Source organism: Actinomyces sp. B33, assembly GCF_028437565.1.
Classification (GTDB): Bacteria; Actinomycetota; Actinomycetes; order Actinomycetales; family Actinomycetaceae; genus Pauljensenia.
In genome coordinates, this window is the sequence record NZ_JAMRYR010000005.1 from 96,885 (window position 1) to 118,091 (window position 21,207).

General features: G+C 72.4%; 19 protein-coding genes. 13 read left to right on the forward strand and 6 right to left on the reverse strand.

The annotated features are described in order from the left end of the window. Positions 1 to 15: 15 nt before the first annotated feature. The 4 genes from M3T53_RS08690 to M3T53_RS08705 all read right to left on the reverse strand — a co-directional run bounded on the left by M3T53_RS08690 (position 16) and on the right by M3T53_RS08705 (position 4,554). Positions 16 to 909, reverse strand: a complete 894-nt coding sequence (locus tag M3T53_RS08690) for an SMP-30/gluconolactonase/LRE family protein (protein ID WP_272434129.1) — start codon at positions 907 to 909, stop codon at positions 16 to 18. A 109-nt stretch (positions 910 to 1,018) separates the two neighbouring features. Continuing rightward, the gene (locus tag M3T53_RS08695) at positions 1,019 to 1,906 is read right to left on the reverse strand and encodes an NAD(P)-dependent oxidoreductase (protein WP_272434130.1); all 888 of its coding nucleotides are present in this window, start codon (positions 1,904 to 1,906) and stop codon (positions 1,019 to 1,021) included. A gap of 94 nt (positions 1,907 to 2,000) precedes the next feature. Then, positions 2,001 to 3,443 (reverse strand): four-carbon acid sugar kinase family protein, encoded by a 1,443-nt coding sequence (locus M3T53_RS08700; RefSeq protein ID WP_272434131.1) that lies wholly within the window; start codon positions 3,441 to 3,443, stop codon positions 2,001 to 2,003. Between the two features lie 415 nt (positions 3,444 to 3,858). Continuing rightward, positions 3,859 to 4,554 (reverse strand): FadR/GntR family transcriptional regulator, encoded by a 696-nt coding sequence (locus M3T53_RS08705; RefSeq protein ID WP_272434132.1) that lies wholly within the window; start codon positions 4,552 to 4,554, stop codon positions 3,859 to 3,861. 100 nt (positions 4,555 to 4,654) lie between these two features. Between M3T53_RS08705 and M3T53_RS08710 the strand changes: the two genes are divergently transcribed. Next, positions 4,655 to 5,284 carry a ferritin-like fold-containing protein gene (locus M3T53_RS08710; protein WP_272434133.1) on the forward strand — a complete coding sequence of 210 codons (630 nt, stop codon included), beginning with the start codon at positions 4,655 to 4,657 and terminating at the stop codon, positions 5,282 to 5,284. A gap of 49 nt (positions 5,285 to 5,333) precedes the next feature. Here M3T53_RS08710 and M3T53_RS08715 read toward each other — a convergent pair whose 3' ends face one another. Further along, the gene (locus tag M3T53_RS08715; protein ID WP_272434134.1) at positions 5,334 to 5,558 is read right to left on the reverse strand and encodes a DUF3107 domain-containing protein; all 225 of its coding nucleotides are present in this window, start codon (positions 5,556 to 5,558) and stop codon (positions 5,334 to 5,336) included. Between the two features lie 77 nt (positions 5,559 to 5,635). Between M3T53_RS08715 and M3T53_RS08720 the strand changes: the two genes are divergently transcribed. After that, entirely contained in the window at positions 5,636 to 8,770 is a 3,135-nt protein-coding gene (locus M3T53_RS08720) for a UrvD/REP family ATP-dependent DNA helicase (protein WP_272434135.1), read from the forward strand. Positions 8,771 to 8,779: 9 nt separating this feature from the next. Next, entirely contained in the window at positions 8,780 to 12,052 is a 3,273-nt protein-coding gene (locus tag M3T53_RS08725) for an ATP-dependent DNA helicase (RefSeq protein ID WP_272434136.1), read from the forward strand. A 142-nt stretch (positions 12,053 to 12,194) separates the two neighbouring features. On the opposite strand, the gene M3T53_RS08730 is transcribed toward M3T53_RS08725, so the two are convergent. Beyond that, the gene (locus M3T53_RS08730; protein WP_272434137.1) at positions 12,195 to 13,310 is read right to left on the reverse strand and encodes a phosphotransferase; all 1,116 of its coding nucleotides are present in this window, start codon (positions 13,308 to 13,310) and stop codon (positions 12,195 to 12,197) included. Between the two features lie 152 nt (positions 13,311 to 13,462). Between M3T53_RS08730 and M3T53_RS08735 the strand changes: the two genes are divergently transcribed. The 10 genes from M3T53_RS08735 (at position 13,463) to M3T53_RS08780 (ending at position 21,128) form a co-directional block, all read left to right on the forward strand. Continuing rightward, a complete protein-coding gene (locus M3T53_RS08735; RefSeq protein WP_272434138.1) occupies positions 13,463 to 14,680 on the forward strand; it encodes a CpaF family protein in 1,218 nt (405 codons plus the stop codon). Continuing rightward, entirely contained in the window at positions 14,677 to 15,537 is an 861-nt protein-coding gene (locus tag M3T53_RS08740; RefSeq protein ID WP_272434139.1) for a type II secretion system F family protein, read from the forward strand. The genes M3T53_RS08735 and M3T53_RS08740 overlap by 4 nt, the downstream gene beginning before the upstream one ends. Beyond that, complete coding sequence (locus tag M3T53_RS08745) at positions 15,534 to 16,430, forward strand: type II secretion system F family protein (RefSeq protein ID WP_272434140.1); 897 nt, start codon at positions 15,534 to 15,536, stop codon at positions 16,428 to 16,430. Before M3T53_RS08740 ends, M3T53_RS08745 begins: the two co-directional genes overlap by 4 nt. 48 nt (positions 16,431 to 16,478) lie before the next feature. Continuing rightward, positions 16,479 to 16,676, forward strand: coding sequence for a hypothetical protein (locus M3T53_RS08750; RefSeq protein WP_272434246.1), 198 nt, complete (start codon positions 16,479 to 16,481; stop codon positions 16,674 to 16,676). A 1-nt stretch (position 16,677) separates the two neighbouring features. Continuing rightward, the gene (locus tag M3T53_RS08755; RefSeq protein WP_272434141.1) at positions 16,678 to 17,067 is read left to right on the forward strand and encodes a TadE/TadG family type IV pilus assembly protein; all 390 of its coding nucleotides are present in this window, start codon (positions 16,678 to 16,680) and stop codon (positions 17,065 to 17,067) included. Further along, positions 17,064 to 17,498 (forward strand): hypothetical protein, encoded by a 435-nt coding sequence (locus M3T53_RS08760; protein ID WP_272434143.1) that lies wholly within the window; start codon positions 17,064 to 17,066, stop codon positions 17,496 to 17,498. The genes M3T53_RS08755 and M3T53_RS08760 overlap by 4 nt, the downstream gene beginning before the upstream one ends. Continuing rightward, positions 17,488 to 17,967 carry a hypothetical protein gene (locus tag M3T53_RS08765; RefSeq protein ID WP_272434144.1) on the forward strand — a complete coding sequence of 160 codons (480 nt, stop codon included), beginning with the start codon at positions 17,488 to 17,490 and terminating at the stop codon, positions 17,965 to 17,967. The genes M3T53_RS08760 and M3T53_RS08765 overlap by 11 nt, the downstream gene beginning before the upstream one ends. Before the next feature lie 131 nt (positions 17,968 to 18,098). Further along, positions 18,099 to 19,460, forward strand: a complete 1,362-nt coding sequence (gdhA, locus tag M3T53_RS08770) for an NADP-specific glutamate dehydrogenase (protein ID WP_272434145.1) — start codon at positions 18,099 to 18,101, stop codon at positions 19,458 to 19,460. A gap of 139 nt (positions 19,461 to 19,599) precedes the next feature. Continuing rightward, entirely contained in the window at positions 19,600 to 20,421 is an 822-nt protein-coding gene (locus M3T53_RS08775) for a sensor histidine kinase (RefSeq protein WP_272434146.1), read from the forward strand. Continuing rightward, positions 20,418 to 21,128 (forward strand): response regulator transcription factor, encoded by a 711-nt coding sequence (locus M3T53_RS08780; RefSeq protein ID WP_272434147.1) that lies wholly within the window; start codon positions 20,418 to 20,420, stop codon positions 21,126 to 21,128. The genes M3T53_RS08775 and M3T53_RS08780 overlap by 4 nt, the downstream gene beginning before the upstream one ends. Positions 21,129 to 21,207 lie beyond the last annotated feature (79 nt).

The window sequence follows — 21,207 nt, forward strand, 5'->3', positions numbered from 1 at the left end:
CCGGTTCTTCTCCTCTCAGGCCCGGCCGGAGGCCCGGCGGCAGTCCGTGGTCGTTGTCGGGATGGTGTAGATGGAGGTGCTCGCGGCGATGAACAGATCGGTCCCGTCGGCGCCGCCGAAGCACAGGTTGCCGATCTTCTCGGGGACGGGGACGCGGCCGATCTCCCGGCCGTCGGGGGCGAAGACGACGACGGCGTTCAGGCTCGACGACCAGACGTTCCCGGCCTCGTCGACCTTGATGCCGTCGGGAACGCCGGGGGAGACCTCGGCGAAGTCCTCTCCCGCCTTGAGCCGCCAGTCGTCGACGAGATAACGGCGGATGTGATGGCGCCCCATGGTCCCGTCGCGGGTCAGAGCCGAGGAATCCGCAACGTAGAGCACGGATTCGTCGGGGGAGAACGCGAGGCCGTTGGGCTCGACGACATCGGTGAGGGCGACCGTCAGCCGTCCCTCGGGGGTCACTCGGAACACCCAATGGTCGCAGTACTCGCGCGATCCCGGGTGGCCCTCCTGGGGGTAAATGATCCCGTAAGCCGGATCGGTGAACCAGATGCTCCCATCGGAAGAGACGACGATGTCGTTGGGGGCGTTGAACCGGTGGCCCGACCAGTGGTCGACGACGACGCTGATGCTCCCGTCACGATCGCGCTCGATGCGGCGCCCGCCGTGAGAGCACTGGAGCACGGAGCCGTCGAGGTCGAGAGTCCGGCCGTTGACATGGTCGGGCGATTCCTGATGGATCGAGGCGCTCCCGCTCAGGGGGTCGAGATTCCACACCCTGTCGGCGATGACGTCGGAGAATCTCAGATGACGGTGCGAGGGGATCCAGCACGGGCCCTCAAGCCAAGAACCACCGATGAAGATGCGGGTGAGGGCCGTCGGGTCGGGAACGAGGGAGGAGAAGTCCATGAGCGGTCCTTTTCTTCACGTGTCGCGGGGTGATGCGCAGCAGGCTGCGATGCGTCTCCGCTCCGATGCCTCGGGCGCGCAGCGGAGGACGGGGGTGCTCATGGCCGGGTCACCGCCTATCGGGGGAGAGGACGCGGATGACGGTCGAGTCGTCGTCGGCCGCCCTGCCCTGGGCGGCGCCGAGCACGTAGAGCTGCTCGGCGGCGGCGGCCAACGGCACCGACAGGCCGACGCTCTTGGCCGCGGCCGTGACGATCCCCATGTCCTTGACGAAGATGTCGAGGCGCGATGCGACCTCGGGCTCGCCGCCCTCGTAGGCCTCGATGGCGCGGGGCCCGCGGTTGCCGAGCATGAAGGACTCGGCGGCGCCCGACATCAGCGCGTCGAGGGCGGCGCGCTGGTCGAGGCCGAGCCTGCCCGCCAGCGCGAGGGCCTCCCCGGCGGCGGCGATGTGGATGCCGCATAGGAGCTGGTTGACGGTCTTGAGGGCCTGGCCCTTGCCGGGCTCGTCGCCGACGAGGACGAGGGTGCCGGCCATCTCCTCGAGGACGGGCAGGGTCCGCTCCCACACGTCCGGGTAGGCGCCGCAGGTCACGAGGAGGTCCCCCTCGCCGGCGCGCACGGGCCCGCCGGACACGGGGGCGTCGACGAGGCCGATGGAGTCGGAGGCCAGGCGGGCGGCGACCTCCTCGACGGCGGAGACTCCGACGGTGGAGGTCAGGACGACTATGGACCCGGGGCGCATGGCGGGGACGACGCCGCCCTCGCCGTAGAGGACCTCGTCGAGCTGGGCTCGGTTGCGCACGGCGATGAGGACGACGTCGGCGTCGCGGGCGGCCTGGGCGGCCTCGGCGACGACGCGGACGCCCTCGGCGGACGCCAGGTCGCGGCGGGCCTCGAAGGGATCGAAACCGGTGACGTCGAACGAGGAGCTGAGGTGGGCGGCCATGGGCAGTCCCATGGCCCCCAGGCCGAGGACGGCGATGGACAGGGGCATGATGTTCCTCCTGGGGTCGTGGCGCCGCGACGTCGCGGCGCCGGGGATACGACAGCGGTGTCGTGGATCGGACGGGTCGGACGGGGGAGACGGGTCAGCTGCTGAGGGTCTCGACGACGTCGGCGAGGGACTGGTCGTCGCCGACGTTGCCCGGGAAGACGACGTAGGGGATGCCCGCGGCGGGCCCGTCCTGGGCGGACCACAGGGAGATGATCCCGGGCAGCATCGGGCCGACCGCGAGGGCGCGGCGGATCCGCAGGCCCTTCGAGGCGACGTCGGAGGAGGTGATGCCGCCCTTGGCGACGACGAAGCGCGGGGAGGTGCGGGCGAGGACCCGCTGGACGACGTCGACGACGGCGGCGGAGATCCTGCGGGAATGGGCGAGGGCGGTGTCGGGGTCGAATCCGTCGAGGAGGGCCCGGGAGGTGCGCAGGACCACGGTGCTGGAGTCGAGGCCCGAGGCGATGGCGCCGGCGATCTCGTCGAGGTGGGCGTCGGCGTCGCGCTCCTCGATGACCCGCGCGGAGTCGATGACGGCGACCGGCGGGTCGAGTCGTTCGACGAGGGCGTCGAGTTGGCGGCGCGTCATGCCGACGTGCGAGCCGACGACGACGAGGCCGCCGGCCGAGCAGGTCCGGTCGCCGCGGGAGGCGTCGATCTCGTCGGGGGTCAGGGGGGCGTGCTTGTCCTGCCCGAAGCGGGCGCGGCCGAAGGGCGGGCCGACGCGGTAGATGAAGCGGGATCCGGCGTCCTCGGCGCGGATCAGGGCCAGGGCGAGGGCCCTGAGGTCCGATTCGTCGTCGACGGAGTCGACGGCGATGGGCCGGCGGTCGCGGGCCGATCGCAGGAGGGCGACGGTCGCGTCGGGGTCGGCGCGCAGGGTCTCGATGTCGAGGACGAGGACGTCGCCGGCGCTGATGCGCCCGCCGCTCTTCTCCTCGACCCACTGGGGCAGGGTCGAGGAGGAGTAGCCGAAGGTGTTGTCGCGGGCGAACTCGGATTCCCCGACGGGCACGTACCCGGTGGCGGGGCTGCCGGCGTAGTGGGTCCCGTGGATCGTCATGCGGCCGGCGTCGGAGAAGGCGGGGACGATGACGATGCCGTCGACCTGGGCGCCGGTGCGCGCTGCGAGGACGTCGGCGATCGTCTCGGGCTCGAGGGGGAAGTGGCCTCGCAGGGTGGAGTCGGATCGGGAGACGAAGGCGACGTCGAGGCGGGCCCTCTCGGCGGCGGTCAGGGCGGCTTCGACGACCTCGCGGTTGACGGACTCGGCGTCGGCGGGGGGCAGGGAGCGCGAGTTCGTCATGACGTAGACGGCGCCGGCGCCGGTGCCGAAGGCCCAGAGGAAGTCGTCGACCTCCCAGGCGGTGAGGACGGGGATGCCGGAGACGGATTGGGTGCCGGTGGGGTCGTCGTCGAGGACGACGTGGAATGGCCGGGTCGAGGCGGCGGCCTGGGCGGCGGCGACGTCGGCGGCGGTGATCGACGGGGCCGGGGGGAGGCCGGCGGTGAGCTCTTCGAGGGTGCGTGCGGTCATGGTCGCTCCTGGGTATCCGGGGTGTCCCCCATCCGAGCACCTTTGCTCAGACCTCTGAGGACTTGTGAACACCGTACCCCCGTACTCCGACACGCGCAAGGGGCGGAGCGCCCCACCGGGGGCGCTCCAATGACGCGGTCCCATCAACCCCCTGCGCGTGAGGGCGAGACCACCAGACAGGCACCCCAGAAGCCCCGCAACGGATCAATCCCCATGCGCGTGAGGGCGAGACTCGGCGAGCTGATCGGCAGGTCCCAGGGCTCGAATCAATCCCAGTCGAGTGAGCACGAGACCGGCCTTTCGACCACGCGGTCCCGGGCCCGGGGACTCATTCGAACGAGGGTCGGATGCGCGTACCCGATGCCCGGATCGGCGGGGCAGTAGCTCCCGACCGCGCGAGAGCGGGAGCGTCGGATCAGCGCGCGGTCGACTCGATGAGATCGCGCCTGGTCTGAGACATGTGCGAGCGCATCGCGTCCTTCGCCGCCTGCTCGTCCCCGTCCCTGATCGCCTCGAAGATCGCGCGATGATGCTCCTGCGCGCGGTCCCTCACCCGCGGATTCGAGGCCGTGACCACCCGGGACGAGCGCAGCGCCCGCTCCAACGGGCTCATGACGACCCCGATGTACGGATTGCGAGACGCCCGCATGATCCGGTCGTGGAAGGCGATGTCGGCGGCCACCACGGTCCTCACGTCGTCCTCGGCCCCCGCCCTGTCCATGACCTCGAGGAGGCCGGCGAGCGCCGCGACGTCCTCGTCCCGCCGGTTGAGCGCGGCCAGGCCGGAGGCCCCGACCTCGATCATCCGGCGCAGCTCCGTCAGCCGCAGGCCGACCTCGCGCGGCGACGACTTCCGCAGCGACATCGACACGACCGTCCCCAGGTCCGTCCACTCCTCGCGAGGGGCCAGGTACGTCCCCCGCCCGTGGACCACCCGGAGGACCCCTCGCTCCCGCAGGACCTTGACGGCCTCGCGGACCGTCAGCCGCGACACCTCGAGATCGGCGGCCAGGTCGACCTCGCCCGGCAGAGCCTCCCCCACGCGGTAGCGGCCCTCGGCGATCCCGTCGAGGAGAGCGTCGACCACCTGCTCGACGAGGTCCTTGCGCATGTCCTCCCCCTTACTCCGGATGAGACGGATCATCCCACAGCGACGCCGCCCGCCGCCCGGAGGGCTGCCGATCGGGGAGCGCAGGCGCTAGCCTGGCGCCATGGCTTCACATTACGCACCCGTCGCGCCCCGGGACGCCGACGTCGTCGGCCTCCTCGCCTATTCCGCCCTCGCCGCGATGACTCGCCTGGCCAAGGACGGGGACCAGGCCCCCTCGATCCGCGCGCACATCGAGCACGCCCGCATGTCCGCGCGGGCCTTCACCGTCTTCGAGCAGCTCGAGACCTGGGCCGGTCACCGCGGGTTCGACCTGCACTCGGCCGCCGACGCGTTCTCCGGCATGTACGACGACCTCGACGCGAGGACCCGGCCGACCACCTGGCATGAGAGGCTCATCAAGACCTACGTCACCGCGGGGATCCTCGGCGACATGCTCCACGAGGTCGCCGCCCGACACGGGCTCTTCCAGGAGTCCGACGACCAGTGGGACCTCGGCGAGGGGGACTGGGTGCGCGAGCACATGGCATCGAGCACGGCGGCCGACGAGCAGCTCGCCGCGCGCCTGTCCCTGTGGGCCCGTCGCGTCGCCGGCGAGGTCCTCGGCCTCGTCCGGTCGACCCTGTTCACCCACCCGGATCTGGCCCTGACCCCCGAGGCCATGGACGAGATCGTCGAGGCCGTCACCGCCCGCCACGGCGAGCGCATGGGGGAGATCCACCTCAAGGCGTGAGCCGGGCGGCTCCCCGCGACGGGGCCAGAGGGCCGGGCGGGCCGGGGCCTCAGTCGATGGCGAAGCCGACGCGCCGCTCGGCCGATCCGACGATCTGGACGAAGCCGATCGCGCGGGACGGCACCAGGGTCCGCTGACCCTTGACGTCGGTCAGCTCGAGGACCGAGCCGGTCGCGACGGCCTCGCCGACGAGGCGGGTCAGGGCGGCCTCGTCCATGTCGACGTCGAGGGCGAGCTCCCGGACCGTGTCGCGCACGCCGATGATGATGTTCATGGTGTTCCTCCCGTGAATGAATGCCTGCCACCATGCTAAGCGCCGCAGATGCCGATGCCCTCTGAGAGTATTCAGTCATGAGCGAAATCGACGTGCGCATCAGGCCCCGGCCCGACGGCTGGGCCGACCTGCCCGTCCTCGACCCCGCCCAGGCCGCGGTCGTCGAGGCCGCGTCGACCGGCTGCGTCATCGCCCGGGGGGCGCCCGGCTCGGGACGCACGACCACGGCCCTGGCCGTCGTCGACCGGGCCGTGCGCGAGGGGCGCGAGCCCCTCCTCCTCGTCCCCGACCGGGCGCGCGCCGACCGCCTGGCGCCCCGGGTCCGCGCCCTCGTCCCGTCGGGGGTGCGGCCGGTGCGCACCCCCGCGTCCTACGCCTACTCGGTCGTCTCCACCTGGCGCACCGGTCGGGAACGCCCCCTCGGCGGCGTCGAGCTGCTGACCGGGGCCGCTCAGGACCTCCTCCTCGAGCGCCTCCTCCTCGTCGACGCCCCCTGGCCCGAATCGATGCCCCCGCAGATGCGCCAGGCCCCCGGCTTCCGCGCCGAGCTGCGCGGCCTCTTCGCCCGCGCCGGAGAGGCCGGCCTCGACGGACGGGCCCTGGCCCGGGCGGGCTCCCGATTCGGGCAGCCCCAGTGGATCGCGTGCGGGCGCCTCCTCGACGAGTACCTCGCCGGAGCCGACTTCGACGTCGAGACCGACGGCGTCCTGCGCGTCGACTTGTCCCGCATCCAGTCGATGGCGGCCGACGTCATCGCCCGATGGGACGACCGGGCGCGCGACCGGGGGGTGACGGCCCCGATCCCCCTGCCCGACGTCCTCGTCGTCGACGACCTCCAGGACTGCACCCCCTCGACCCTCGCGCTCCTGCGAGCCGCCCGGGACCGGGGGGCCCGGATCGTCGCCATGTCCGACTCCGACGTCGCCATCGCCGGCTACAGGGGAGGCGAGCCCCACCTCGACATCCGCTTGGCCGACGCCGTCGGCTGCCCGATCCTCGACCTCGGCGCGGTCCGCGGGCAGCCCGAGCAGATCCGCTCCCTCGTCCGCTCGATCACCGGCCGCATCGCCCAGTCCGGCCCGGCCGGGCGTCGGCGCGCGGACGTCGCCCCCGGAGCCCCGAGCGGACGGGTCCTCGCCAGGCTCGCCGCCTCGTCGGCCCAGCTCGGCGCCCTCGTCGCCCGGGATCTGCGCGCCCTCCACCTCCACGAGGGGATCCACTGGGACGACCAGGCCGTCATCGTCCGCTCGGCCTCCATGGTCGACGAGGCGGCCCGGCACCTGCGGCGCGCGGGCGTGCCCGTCAGCGGGGGAGGGCGGGCCTTCGACTTCGCCGCCCAGCCCGTGACCCGCCTCCTCCTCGGACTGCTCCTGCCCCCCGCCCCCGACCTGACCGAGCCCGAGCGGGACGTGCAGGCGACCGAGCTCCTGTCCTCCGCCCTCGTCGGCGCCGACCCCCTCGAGATCCACCGGCTCCTGCGCCGGCTCAACGCCGCGCGGGCCCGCGCCGACGACCTGGAACAAGAAGGGCCCCCCATCGGGCCGTCCCGTCTCATCGCGGAGCCCGACTGCTGGCGGGGGACGGCGAGGGGCGCCCTCGCCGAGCGCCTCGAACGGGCCGCCACCCTGTGGGGGTCCCGGGACCGCGCCCACGGGATGCGCCCCCGCCCGGCCCTGTGGGAGGCGTGGGTCGCCGCCGATGTCGCCGACCGGTGGCGCGACGGCGCTCTCGCCGCGGGGCCCGACTCCGCGTGGTTCGACGACCAGCTCGACGCCGTCGTCGCCCTCATGCGCGTCGCCGACGTGTGGGAGCAGCGCACACCGACCGGGCGGGCCGGGGACTTCGCCGAGCAGCTCCTGGCCGGAACGGTCCCCGTCGACACCATCGCCCGCACCGGCGTGCGCCCGCCCGGCGTCCACGTCCTCACGCCCGCGCAGGCCGTCGGCGGGCGCTGGAGCGTCGTCGCCGTCCTCGGCCTCCAGGACGGGGCCTGGCCGAACACCCGCCTGCGCGATCGGATCCTGCGCGCCGACCTGCTCGCCGACATCGGAGCCGGGCGCGTGGGCGTTGGGGCGGACGGGTCCGAGGCCCTCATCGACGACCCGCACTCGGCGCGCCGCGCCGTCCTCGACGACGAGCGGCGCCTCCTGGCCGCCGCCGTCTCCCGCTCGACCCGAGTCCTCATCGCCGGGGCCGTGCGCGCCGAGGACCGCGCCCCCTCCCCCTTCTTCGACCTCATCGCCGCCGGCGCCCCCGTCGACCGGGTCGACGGCGTCATGGCGCTCGACGAGGTCCCCGCCCCCCTCGACCTCGACGGGCAGGTCGCCGACCTGCGCAGGATCGTCGCCTCCGACCGACCCGGCCCGGAGGTCGACTCGGCCGCCCGACTCCTCGCCCTCCTCATGCGCGAGGGCGTGCCCGCCGCGGACCCCGCGACGTGGCTGGGATCCGGCGGGGAGCAGACGACGGACGCCGGCATCGACGGCCCCATCGTCTTAAGCCCCTCCTCCTTCGAGACCGCCCTCGCCTGCCCCCTCTCATGGTTCCTCCGCAGGATCGGCGCCTCCCCGCCGGCTCGAGAGGCCCAGCGCCTGGGGACCCTCGTCCACTCCCTCGCCGAGCGCCTGCCCCACGGGGACCAGAGCGAACTCCTCGCCGCCCTCGAAGAGCGCCTCGTCGACGAGCTCGGGATCGACGAGCGGACCTGGGCCGGGCGCCGGCGGGCCGAGCACGCCCGGGGCGTCGTCCGCGCCCTCGCCGACTACCTCGCCTCGATTCCCGGGGACGTCGACGTCGAGCAGCGGATCCGCGTCGACATCGACTCGGTGACGGTCTCCGGCCGGATCGACCGCATCGAGCACGTCGACGACGGGGTCCGGGTCACCGATCTCAAGACCGGCTCCTCGACCGTCTCTGCGAAAGCCGCCCAGGACCACGCCCAGCTCGCCCTCTACCAGGTCGCCCTGCGCGAACTCGGCCACCGCGTCGTCGGGGGCCGCCTGGCCTACTTCGGCAAGGAGAAGAAGGAGCTGCGCGACCAGGCGGCGCTCGACGACGAGGCCCTCGCCGGGTGGAGGGCCGCCATCGCCGACATCGGGCGCATCGCCCGGGGCCCGGCCTTCACTGCCGTCGAATCCAATGACGCCTGCAAAAACTGCCCTTTCGACGCCGTGTGCCCCGCGAAGGATCGCGGCCGCCGGACCATCGAGTAAGGAGGAACGATGATCCACTCGGCCACGAGCATCCAACGGATCGTCGACGCAGACCGGATCCCGACCGACGAGCAGGTCCGCGTCATCGAGGCCCCGCCCGAGCCCCTCCTCGTCGTCGCCGGAGCAGGATCCGGCAAGACCGAGACGATGTCGATGAGGGTCCTGTGGCTCGTCGCCAACCACGAGGAGATCCCCCCCGGGGCCGTCCTCGGCCTGACCTTCACCCGCAAGGCCGCCGGGGAGCTCGGCGCTCGCCTGCGGGAGCGACTCGACGCCCTCGCCGGACCCATGGGATGGCCTCAGGACCGCGACGACCCGGTCGCCTCGACCTACAACTCCTTCGCCGAGAGGATCGTCGCCGAGCACGGGCTGCGCATCGGCGTCGACCCGGACTTCTCGATCCTCGGGCAAGCCGGCGCCGTCCAGATGATGACGGACGTCATCTCCTCGTGGACCGGGGACCTGGGTCCCGACCTCGCCCCCGCCACCGCCGTCGCCGCGGCCCTGTCCCTCGCCTCCCAGCTCGGCGAGCACGGGTACGACATCGACTCGGCGCGCAGCGCCCTCACCGAGTTCGACGATCAGATCAGCCAGGTCGGCGACACCAACGAGGCGGCCAGGAAACTGCGCGCCGCCAACCGCAGCCGGCTCGCGCTCCTCGGCCCCATCGGCGCGTTCCACCGGCGCAAGCGCGATCAGGGGCTCCTCGACTTCTCCGATCAGCTCGTCCTCGCCACGCGGATCGTCACCGAATGCCCCGACGTCGTCGACATGCTCCGACGCGAGCACCGGGCGGTCCTCCTCGACGAGTTCCAAGACACCTCCGTCATCCAGATGACCCTCCTGTCGACGATCTTCCGAGGCCATCCGGTGACCGCCGTCGGCGACCCGAACCAGGCGATCTACGGGTGGAGGGGCGCCTCAGCCTCCTCCCTCGCCCGATTCCACGAGAGATTCGCCGCCCCCGGCTCGTCGGCCGAGGAGGGCAGGACCCTCACCCTGTCGACCGCGTGGCGCAACGACGAACTGATCCTCACGGCCGCGAACGCCGTCGCCGCGCCCCTGCGCGACCACGCGCGCGCGACGACCGGCTCCGCGCCGGGCCGCGCCCGAGGGGTCGCCTCCCCGGTGCTCGCCCCCCGTCCCGAAGCGGGCAGGGGAGAAGTCGTCGTCTCCTACGCGCCCGACCAGCGGCGCCAGGCCGAGGCCATCGTCGACTTCGTCTGCGCCCATCGCGCGGGCGCCGGGAGGAAGCGGCCGACGACCGCCGTCCTGTGCCGGCGCAAATCCGACTTCCCCCTCATCGACCGCGCCCTGCGCGAGGCCGGGATCCCCACGCAGGTCATCGGCGTCGGCGGACTCCTCGATCAGCCGATCGTCTCCGACGTCAGGGCCGCCCTCCAGATCGCCGTGGACGTCGCCGACTCCCCGTGGCTCATGCGACTCATCGCCGGACTCGACCTGGGGGCCGCCGACCTCGTCGCCCTGTCCGACTGGGCCCGCCACCTCGCCGCCTCCCAGGGCAGGAACCCGCACCTGTCCCTCCTCCTCGACGCCGTCGACTCGCCCCCGCCGTCAGGCTGGCCCCACGAGCCCGGGCGGCATGGCATCACCCCGGCCGCCGTCGACCGCCTCGCGCTCCTGGGCCGGCGCCTGCGCCGAGTCCGCGACGGCGCCGGCCGATCCCTCACCGAGCAGGTCGAGCGGGCGATGAGGATCATGGGCGTCGTCTCCGACTCCCTCGCCGACCCCCTCGTCGCCGGCGGGCGAGCCGCCCTCGACGCCTTCGTCGACCTCGCCGCCGGTTACGAGGCCGACGCGCCCGGAGCGACACTCGCGGGATTCCTCCACTGGCTCGCCGCCGCCGAGACCGAGGAGAACGGGCTGAGCGCTGGAGCGGACCAGCACGACCCCGACGCCGTCCAGATCCTCACGGTCCACGCGGCCAAGGGCCTGGAATGGGACTCGGTCGTCGTCGCCGGCCTATCCGACTCGGTCTTCCCCAACCACTCGGCGCGCACGACAGTGACGTGGACGCAGGATCCGCCCGGGGTCAGCGGATGGATCAACGCCGCGGGCGACCTCCCCCACCCGTTGCGAGGGGATCGCGACGACCTGCCGGACTTCGCCCTCGACGTGGACGGGGAGAACAACCCCTCGGCGGCCTTCAACACGTGGCTGAAGGAGGAGTACAAGCCCCTACTCGGGGCGCATGCCGAGCGGGAGGAGCGGCGCCTCGCCTACGTCGCATTGACCCGCGCCCGCAGCTCCCAACTGCTCATCGGCTCGTGGGCAGTCGGCGGAGCAACAACCCTCAAGGAGCCGTCGCGCTACCTCATGGAGGCCCGATGCGCGCTCAACGACCCCCCGGGGACGATGAGCGACCGCCCCGATCCCGACGGGCCGAAGGAGGAGTCCGCCCCCGCCGCCCCGCAGACGTTCCCGCCGCAGCCGGGGCCGTCGCGACGCCGCATGGCCATGGCCGCCGACCGCGTGCGCGCCGAGCGCTCCCAGATGGCCGCCGGAGCCGACGTCTTCGACCTCCTGGCCCAGATGGAGGACGAACCGGCGGTCCGCGACGTCGTCGCCCTCCTCGAGGAGCGGCGCCTGCGCGCCGAGCGCCCCGTCGTCGAGCTGTGGCAGGACTCGGTGCCGGCGACCTCGGTGGCCGGCCTCATCGAGGACCCGAGGGGCTTCGCCCTCGACATCCGCCGCCCGATGCCGACCGAGCCCTCGCCGGACTCCGAACTGGGGACGGTCCTGCACTCCTGGATCGAGAGGCGCCTGAGGATCGGATCGGCCGAGCCCTCCGAGGACCCCCTCACCGACGAGGCCTCCCTCGACGAGAGGGCCCGCCGGCGCCTGGAGATCCTCAAGGACAACTTCGAGAAGACGGGCTTCGCCGACCGGCCGGCGCTGGCCCTCGAGGAGCCCTTCAGCGTCCGCGTGGCGGGGGCGTCGATCCAGGGCCGGATCGACGCCGTCTTCGAGGACGGTCCGGGCCGCTGCCTCGTCGTCGATTGGAAGTCCGGGGCCGTGCCGACCCGGCGCACCGACGGGCGGTCACTGAGGTACTTCATCACGCAGCTGCGCCTGTACCGGCGCGCCTGGGCCCAGCGGGCGGGGGTGGACGAATCCGCGGTGAGCGCGAGACTGGCATTCCTCTCCGGGCCGCGCATCCTCGACCTGGCCGACCTCGAGGAGATGGCCGGCGGGGTCCGCGCCGGCCTCGACGCGCAGGTCGCCGCCGCCCTGGGGGTGCCGGCCCCGGGAGCCGGCTGACGCCGCTGTGCCGCCCCGGGCCGGGGCGGCGAATCGCGGGCGTCGAACGAGGGCGCGAGCGGCAGGACGGACCGGTCGGCGCGCGGCGAGGATCAGGGGACTCGGCCGGGCGCCGAGCACCGCCGGGGCCTGGCCGAGGGGCTCAGTGGGATGAGCCCGACCGGCCGCCGAGATCGAGGACCTCCGTCGGCCCCTCCGCGTCGGCGCCCCGCTCCCCGGCGTCGGACGGGACCCCGAGTCCGGCCCGATCCGGGCCCGTGGAGCGGCCAGAGTCGGGGGCCGCGGGGGGACGGGTCGGCTCCGGCGACGGCGCGACGGGATCGCGTCGGACGACGAGCTGGTCGTCGCCCAGGTCCTGGGACAGCTCGGCGAGCATCTCTCGCGCCTCGGCGACGATCGAGCGGTCCTCCGCGTGCAGGCCGTGGACGAGCCATCGGATCACCGCCAGCTCCGATACCAGCTGCGCCCTTGTCACCAGCTGGAGGTCGACGGCCTGGCGCTCGCGCGAGTAGGCCTCGAGGAAACGGTCGAGGAAGTCGTCGGAGGCCTGGGCGAGGACCCACGCGACGTCGGTCGCGGGATCGCCGACGTGGGCGGAGGAGAACCCGGTCAGCGCGGTGACCGACCCGCGCTCAACCATGACCGAGGTCATCTGCAGGTCCCCGTGGATCGGCGCCGCCGGGAATCTCCACAAGGAGAGGTCCTCCAGGGCCGCCTCCCACCGGTTCCACAGGTTCGCGGGGATGAGGACCTGCCCGGCGGCCTCGTCGAGGAGGGCGAGTTGGCGCTCGCGGCACTGGGCCGCGGAATAGGACGGCAGATCGACGCCCGTGTACGCGGTGTCGGGCAGGTTGTGCAGGGCGGCCAGGGACCGTGCCAGTGAGACCGGCAGGAGGTGGGGGTCGGAGAAGTCCGCCTCGTCCATCGTCCTGCCCCCCAGCGACTGATGGACGATGACGCGCGCCCCCTCGGGGGTGCGGGCCGTGCCCTTGACCCGGGGGACGTCGAAGGGGAGGCGCTTGGCGTCGAAGGCCGCGGCCAGCCGTTCGAGGACGCCGGATTCGGAGTCGAGATCGAGGCCTCCGACGGAGTCGTGCGGGCACGTGACCGTCCACCGGTTGCCGGCGATGTCGATGATTCCGGTGACCGAGACGACCTCGTCGGAGTACTGTGGCGGGCGCAGACCCGCGATCTGCAGCCCGGGGACGGCCGCCGTCGCCAGGGCGGCCAGTTCGAGGGGGGTCTTCGCGCGCGTCACCCTCACACGGTACACGCCGGGCCGAGGGGTTCGGGGCTCCCCCGTTATCCACAGGCGGGATCGGGGTCTTGTCCGATGCGGACGCGGCCCGATATTATGCTGACCAGTTGGTCAAAATGAGGAATCGGGATGCCCCGCAGGAGGTGCAGCAGATGACCGCCGCCGCGCATGACGCTCATGTCGCCTGGATCCGCGACCGCCTCGCCTCCCGCGGGATCGACCCCTTCTCCCAGGCGGATGCCACCGCCGCGCTCGTCGACGAATCCATCGACGCCCTCTCCGATCCGCTGACGCCCCTCGAACGCGAGGAGCGCTTCGCCGCCCTCGTCGCCGAGGTGTCCGGCCTCGGCCCGATCCAGCCCCTCCTCGACGACCCGACGGTCGAGGAGATCTGGATCAACTCGTCCTCCCGCGTCTTCGCCGCCAGGGGAGGGGTCGCCGAACTCACCACCGTGATCCTCACCGACCAGCAGGTTCGAGACCTCGTCGAGAGGATGCTCCACCACTCCGGGCGCCGCCTCGACCTGTCCCAGCCCTTCGTCGACGCGACACTGCGCGGGGGAGAGCGCCTCCACGTCGTCATCCCGCCCGTCACCGGCCGCCACTGGTCGGTCAACATCCGCAAGCACGTGCAACGCGCCCGGACCCTCGCCGACCTCGTCGACGCCGGGATGGTCCCGCGACCCATGGCGGACTTCCTCAAGGCCGCCGTCGCCTCGGGGCTGTCCGTCCTCGTCTCCGGCGCCACCCAGGCGGGCAAGACCACCCTCCTACGGGCCCTGGCCGGAGAGCTCCCGCGCCCCCGCCGCGTGATCTCGTGCGAAGAGGTCTTCGAACTCGGGCTGACGAACTGGGACTGCGTCGCCCTCCAGACGCGCCCCGGCAACATCGAGGGCCGCGGAGAGATCACCCTGCGGGACCTCGTGCGCGAGACCCTGCGGATGCGCCCCGAGTGCCTCATCGTCGGGGAGGTCAGGGGGCCCGAGGCCCTCGACATGCTCCTCGCCCTCAACGCCGGAGTCCCCGGCATGGCCACCGTTCACGCGAACTCGGCGCGAGAGGCCCTCGACAAGCTCTCGATCCTCCCCCTGCTCGCCGGTGAGAACGTCACCTCGGGCTTCGTCGTCCCCACCCTGGCCTCGAGCATCGACCTCGTCTGCCACGTCGAGCGGTCCCCCGGGGGATCGCGACGGCTCGCCGAGATCATCGCCCTGCCCGGGCGGACCGAGGGATCGAGGATCGAATCGTCGGACCTGTGGTCCTACGACGGGACCTCCGTGCGGCGCGGACCCGGGGGCCTCGACCTCCACGAGCGCTTCGCCGCCGCCGGCTTCGACCTGTCCTGCCTGCTCGCCGGGGACGGATCGTGAGCGCCGTCCTCGCCGGGCTCGGCCTGGGCGTCGGCCTGATCCTCATCGCCTCGGTGTGGGTCGGGGTGCCCGCCGCGCCCTCGCGCCGCCCGGCATGGGTCCTCGCCTGGCAGGACCGGATCGTGCGCGCCGATCTCCCGGGGATGACGCCGGGCCGCCTCGCGGCCCTGAGCCTGGCGGCGGGCCTCGTCCTCCTCGTCACCGTCTACGCCTGGACCCAGGTCGCCGCCGTCGCCGTCGTCATCGGCCTCATCGTCGTCCCCCTCCCCCCGATGTGGGTCTCCTCGAGGGCCCGCGCGCGGGCTCGCCTCATGAGACAGGGATGGCCCGACGTCATCGACTCCCTCGTCTCCGGCGTCCGAGCCGGAGCGGGCCTGCCCGAGCTCCTCGCCGACCTCGGGGAGTCCGGGCCCGACCCCCTGCGCCCCGCCTTCCGGGCGTTCGGCACCGACTACCGGGCCGAGGGCCGATTCGACACCGCCCTCGACCGCCTCAAGGAGCGCCTCGCCGACCCCGTCGCCGACCGGATCGTCGAGGCCCTGCGGCTGGCCCGCGAAGTCGGCGGATCCGACCTGTCGGTCCTCCTGCGGGATCTGGGGACCCTGCTGCGCGAGGACGCGCGCGTGCGCGGAGAGCTCGAAGCCCGTCAGTCGTGGACGGTCAACGCCGCCCGCCTCGCCGTCGTCGCCCCCTGGGCGGTCCTCCTGATGATCTCCTCCCAGCCCCGGGCGGCCACCGTCTGGAACAGCCCCCGCGGCGTCGTCGTCCTCCTCGTCGGAGCGGCGATGTGCGTCGTCGCCTACCTGGCCATGCGGGCCCTCGGACGCCTCTCGACCGATTCGAGGACCCTGCGATGACGCACGTGCTCAGCGCCGCCGGCCCCGTCCTCGCCGGGCTCCTCTTCAGCGCGGGCCTCCTCCTGCTCGTCGGGGCGGCGACCGCCCGGCGCCCGGATCTGGCGGCCCGAGTCGCCCAGGGGTCCGTTCGTCCCAGGGGAGCCCGGCCCACGGCGCGCATGCGGGGCGCCTGGTTCGGGGCGCTCCTCGAAGGCCTCGGATCCACCACCGGATCGGTCGAGCGGCGTCTCGAACTGCTCGGAGCGCCCACCGATCCCGGGCCCTTCCGGCTGCGCCAAGCGATCGGCGCGATCGCCGCGGCGGCCCTCATCGTCGCCCTCGTGACGCCCGTCCTCGCCCACCGAGGGCTCGCCGGCCTGCCCGCGATCGGCCTGGCCGGCGTCGTCGGAGCGCTGACCGGGCTGAGCGCGGCCGACCGGCTCCTGACGATCCGGGCCCGCCGCCGCCAACGGAGCATCGACTCCCAGACCCCCGATGCCTCCGAGCTGCTCGCCCTGGCCATCGGCGCCGGGGAATCCATCCCCGCGGCCCTGAGCCGGGTCGCCCGGATCGCCTCGACCGACCTCGCCGTCGAATTGGGGAGAGCCGTCGCGGACATGCGCTCGGGCACTCCGTCGATCGTCGCCCTCGCGGACCTGTCGAGACGCAACGACTCCCCGGCCCTCGACCGCCTGTGCCTGACGCTCATCACCTCCATCGAACGGGGAGCGCCCCTGGCCCGCGTCCTCCACGACCAGGCGCGCGACATCCGGGAGGCCTCCCGGCAGGATCTGATGGAGGAGGGCGGCAAGCGGGAGATCGCCATGCTCTTCCCCGTGATCTTCCTCATCCTGCCCGTCACCGTCCTCTTCGCCCTCTACCCGGGGCTCATCGCCCTTGACCTCGCCCCCTGAGCGGGGTGTGATTCTGTGCACGCCGATCACCGATGAAGGGAGTACCCGATGCACCGCCTCGACACCTTGCGCATGCGGATGCGAAACGCCGCCCCCGAGCGCGACGACCCCGAACGCGGGGACGTCCCCGGCTGGGTCCTCATCACCCTGATGACCGCGGCCCTCGTCGTCCTCATCTGGGGGGTTGCCTCCGATCGCCTCCTCGAGATCTTCAACCGGGCGATGGACTCCGTCTCGGGGATCTGACATGCGGCGCAGCGGAGGGGGCGAGGAGGGCTCGGAAGTCGTCGCGACTGTCCTCCTCCAAGGACTCGTCCTCGTCGTCGTCCTCGCGATGCTCCAGATCGGCTTCGCCCTCCACACGCGCAATCTCGCGATCAGCGCGGCCCAGGAGGGCGCCCGCCGCGGGGGCCTCCTCGGAGGGGACGAGGCCGAGGCCGTCGCGCGGACGCGGGAGATCCTCTCGTCGTTCGTCGGGGCGGACGAGGATCCCCGGATCGAGGCGGTCCGGTCGACGCTCGGGGGGCGCGAGGTCCTCGTCGTCACCGTGGAGACCGCCGTCCCCGTCGTCGGCGCGCTCGGGCCCCGGTGGCTGACGGTCGTCGGCAGGTCGCTCGTCGAGAGGGGCCTGCCGTGAGGCGCCGTCGTGCTCCCGGATCGACGGTCGCGGGGGAGGAGGGGAGCGCCGTCGTCGAATTCGTCGCGCTCATGGCGGTGATCGTCGTCCCGGTCCTCTACCTCGTCCTCGCCCTGGCCGACGTCCAGGCCGCTGTTCTCGCCTCGGAGGCGGGGGCGCGCGAGGCGGTGAGGATCCTCGCGGAGGATCCCGGCGCGCAGGACGACGCCCGGTTCCAGATCGACCTGTCGTCGGCCGACTACGGCGCTCCCCCGCCCTCGGGGGTGACCATCGACTGCTCGGTCTGCTGGGGGGAGGGGCGCGACGTCGTCGTCTCCGTCGAGACGTCCGTTCCGCTCCCCCTCCTTCCCGACTGGCTCTCCGACCGCGCGTCCGTCCCGATCAGGGCGACGGCGCGCTCCCCCCTCGAGGAGGTGGCCGTTGACCGCTGATCATCGGGCGAGGCCGTCTCGTTCGCGGACCCGGGGCCCGGAGACGGGCGAGGAGGGCCGCATCGGGATGCTCCTGGTCGGCTGCGTCGGCGTCGTCGTGATGTTCGTCCTCGTGTCGGCGGCGATCACGTCGGTCGTCATCGACGATCGGCGCCTCGTCGCCTGCGCCGACCGGGTGGCGGCGGCAGCCGCCGGGTCCGTCGACGGCCGGGCCTTCTACGACGGCGACGACGAGGGGCTCGCCGTGTCGACGCGGAGCGCGCGCCGCAGGGCCGAGGACGCGCTCGACAAAATGTTGGATTCGACATGCTCGATCGGCGAGGGCGCGGCCCTGGTCGGAGTCGAGGTCGTCGGGGACGAGGTCGTCGTGTCGGTCGAGGCCCGACCGCTCCTGGCGCTCGTGCCTCGCCCGCTTTCGGGCGCCGTGACGCCGATTCTCGTCAGGAGCTCGTCGGCTGTCGTCCGGTGACCGGGGGATCGCGCGGATGAAGGGGCGACGCCGTGGGCCATCGTCCACCCGCGGGGGCCGGTGAGGAGGAGGGCGGTCAGAATGCGGGAAGAACTTTTGCCGAAAAGGCAAAGAATGGTAAAAAAATTGCCATGACAAATCTTGATGTGCATCGACTCTCCGATACGCTCCGCCCCGTGTACGAGGCGGTCGTCGCCCGCGATCCCGGGCAGGCCGAGTTCCACCAGGCGGTCTTCGAGGTCCTCCTGACCATCGCCCCCCTCGCCGAGCGCAAACCGGAGTACGCCGATCTCGAGATCTTCTCGAGGATCGTCGAGCCCGAACGGCAGATCATGTTCCGCGTCCCATGGGCCGACGACGCCGGCAGGGTGCGCGTCAACCGCGGGTACCGCGTCGAGTTCAACTCGGCCCTGGGCCCCTACAAGGGCGGGCTCCGCTTCCACCCGTCGGTCAACCTGTCGATCATCAAGTTCCTCGGATTCGAGCAGATCTTCAAGAACTCCCTGACGGGACTGCCCATCGGCGGCGGCAAGGGAGGCTCCGACTTCGACCCGAAGGGCAAGTCCGACGCCGAGGTCATGCGCTTCTGCCAGTCCTTCATGACCGAGCTCCAGCGCCACATCGGACCCGACACCGACGTCCCCGCGGGCGACATCGGCGTCGGCGGGCGCGAGATCGGCTACCTCTTCGGCCAGTACAAGCGCATCAAGAACCGCTACGACGCGGGAGTCCTCACCGGCAAGGGCCTGACGTGGGGGGGCTCCTACGCCCGCACCGAGGCCACCGGCTACGGCCTCGTCTACTTCGCCGAGGAGATGCTCAAGGCGAAGGGCCAGTCCTTCGACTCCTCCCGCGTCGTCGTCTCCGGCTCCGGGAACGTCGCGATCTACGCGACCGAGAAGGTCCAGCAGCTCGGGGGCACCGTCGTCGCCGTCTCGGACTCGTCCGGCTACGTCGTCGACGAGGCGGGCATCGACGTCGGCCTCCTCAAGGACGTCAAGGAGGTCCGGCGCGGCCGGGTGAGCGACTACGCCGACGAGCGCCCCTCGGCGCGGTTCATCGCCGGCGGGTCGATCTGGGACGTGCCCTGCGACGTCGCCCTGCCGTGCGCCACGCAGAACGAACTGCCCGTCGAGGCGGCCTCCACCCTCATCAAGAACGGCGTCCGCCTCGTCGCCGAGGGCGCGAACATGCCGACCACCCCCGAGGCCATCGAGGCCTTCCAAGCCGCGGGCGTCGCCTACGCTCCGGGCAAGGCGTCGAACGCCGGGGGCGTGGCGACATCGGCCCTCGAGATGCAGCAGAACTCGGGGCGCACCCAGTGGACCTTCGAGACGACGGACGCGAAGCTCCACCAGATCATGGTCGACATCCACGCGGCCTCGGTCGCCACCGCCGACGAGTACGGGGTGCCCGGGGACTACGTGGCCGGCGCGAACCTCGCGGGCTTCATCACGGTCGCCGACACGATGATCGCCATGGGCCTGATCTGATACTCGTCGGATCCCACGGCTCGGGGCCGGGAGGGGCAGCTGGACGCTGGACGCCTCCCGGCCCCGTCGTCCGCCGACGGCGCCGCTGCCGCCTGCGCTAGTGTGGCGCACGGACGGAGCCGGTGAAAGGAGCGACGACGTGGGGTGGGGGATCGCTGCTGCGGCGATTGCCGCCCTCCTGCTCTGCGGCGTCCTCGCATGGAGGCTCCGGACCGACCTGGCGCGAGCCCGCATCGAGCTCGAGCGCCTGAGGCGACTCCACGAGAAGCAGGCGAACCGGCCGGGAGTGCTCTCCCACGAGCTGCGCACCCCGCTGACCGTCATCCACGGCGCCGCGGAGTTCCTCCTCGACGAGACGGCGGGCCCCCTCAACCCCGTCCAGCGCAGATTCGCCAAGACGATCGCGGAGAACTCCCACCAAGTGGTCGAAATGGCCGACGACCTCCTCGCGGAGATCAGGATGGAGTCCGAGCTGTTCAAGCTCCGACTCGTCCGGGTCGACATCCGCGAACTGGTGCGCGATCACGTCGCGCAGATGAGGCGCGTCCACAGCACCCCGATCCGCTTGGAGAATCACGGGCCGCCCATCCGCCTCGATGCGGACCGCCGCCTCCTCGGCCAGGCGATCTCCAACCTCGTCAACAACGCCGCCCGGCACGCGGGCGAGGGCGCCTCCATCCTCGTCGCCGTCGCCGACTCCGAGAACGACGTGACGATCTCGGTATCCGACGACGGCGTGGGGATGACCCCCGACGAGCGGGCCCGCCTGTTCGTCCCGTTCGCGACCGGCGGATCCCTCCGAGCCGGTACCGGCATCGGCATGATGATCACCCAGAAGATCCTCGACCTGCACGGGGGCCGGGTGCTCGTCGACACGATCCAGGCCAAGGGCACGACTTTCTACCTCACGCTTCCGCGCGCGCAGCCCGGGGCCACCATGATGAGGAGCGAACAGGGATGACCGAAGAACCGCGCCGCGCCGCGCCGCCGAGGGCCTTGATCGTCGACGACGAGCCGCAGATCCTCATGATCATGCAGTTCGCCCTCGAGACGGCCGGATTCGCCATCGTCACCGCCAACGACGGCGCCCGCGCGTGGGAGCTGTTCTCCTGCGGCGACTTCGACGTCGTCGTCCTCGACCTCATGATCCCCTCTGTCGGGGGCCTGGCCCTCACGGAGAGGATCAGAGCGGTCTCGGACGTCCCGATCATGATGATCACAGCGCTGTCGGAAGAATCCGACAGGGTGCGCGGACTCCAGATCGGCGCGGACGACTACATGACGAAGCCCTTCAGCCCCCGCGAATTCGCCCTCCGGGCCCAGGCGCTCGTCCGACGGTGGAGGGGGCGACCCACGACGAGCATCGTCAACGGGGCGCTCACCGTCGACATCGTCAGGCACCGGGTGCTCCTCGACGGGCGCCTCATCGAGATGCCCGCCACGGAGACCCATTTCCTTGAGGCCCTCGCCCTCCACATGGGCCGATCCGTCAGCTACCGCGATCTGCTCAACCAGGTGTGGGCCACGCACGAGACCAACGGCGGCAAGGACATGATCAAGATGACCGCCTACCGGGTTCGCCAAGCCCTCGGGGACGAGGGGCGCACCTACGTCCGCTCCCTCAGGGGCGTCGGCTATACGATGCCCATTCTCCCGCAGGAACGGTAACCGAAGCGTTACCGGGCGTTACCGCCGACCGATGCGCGTCGCGGCTCGATCGGCGAGCCTGGATGGAAGCCGCGATCGA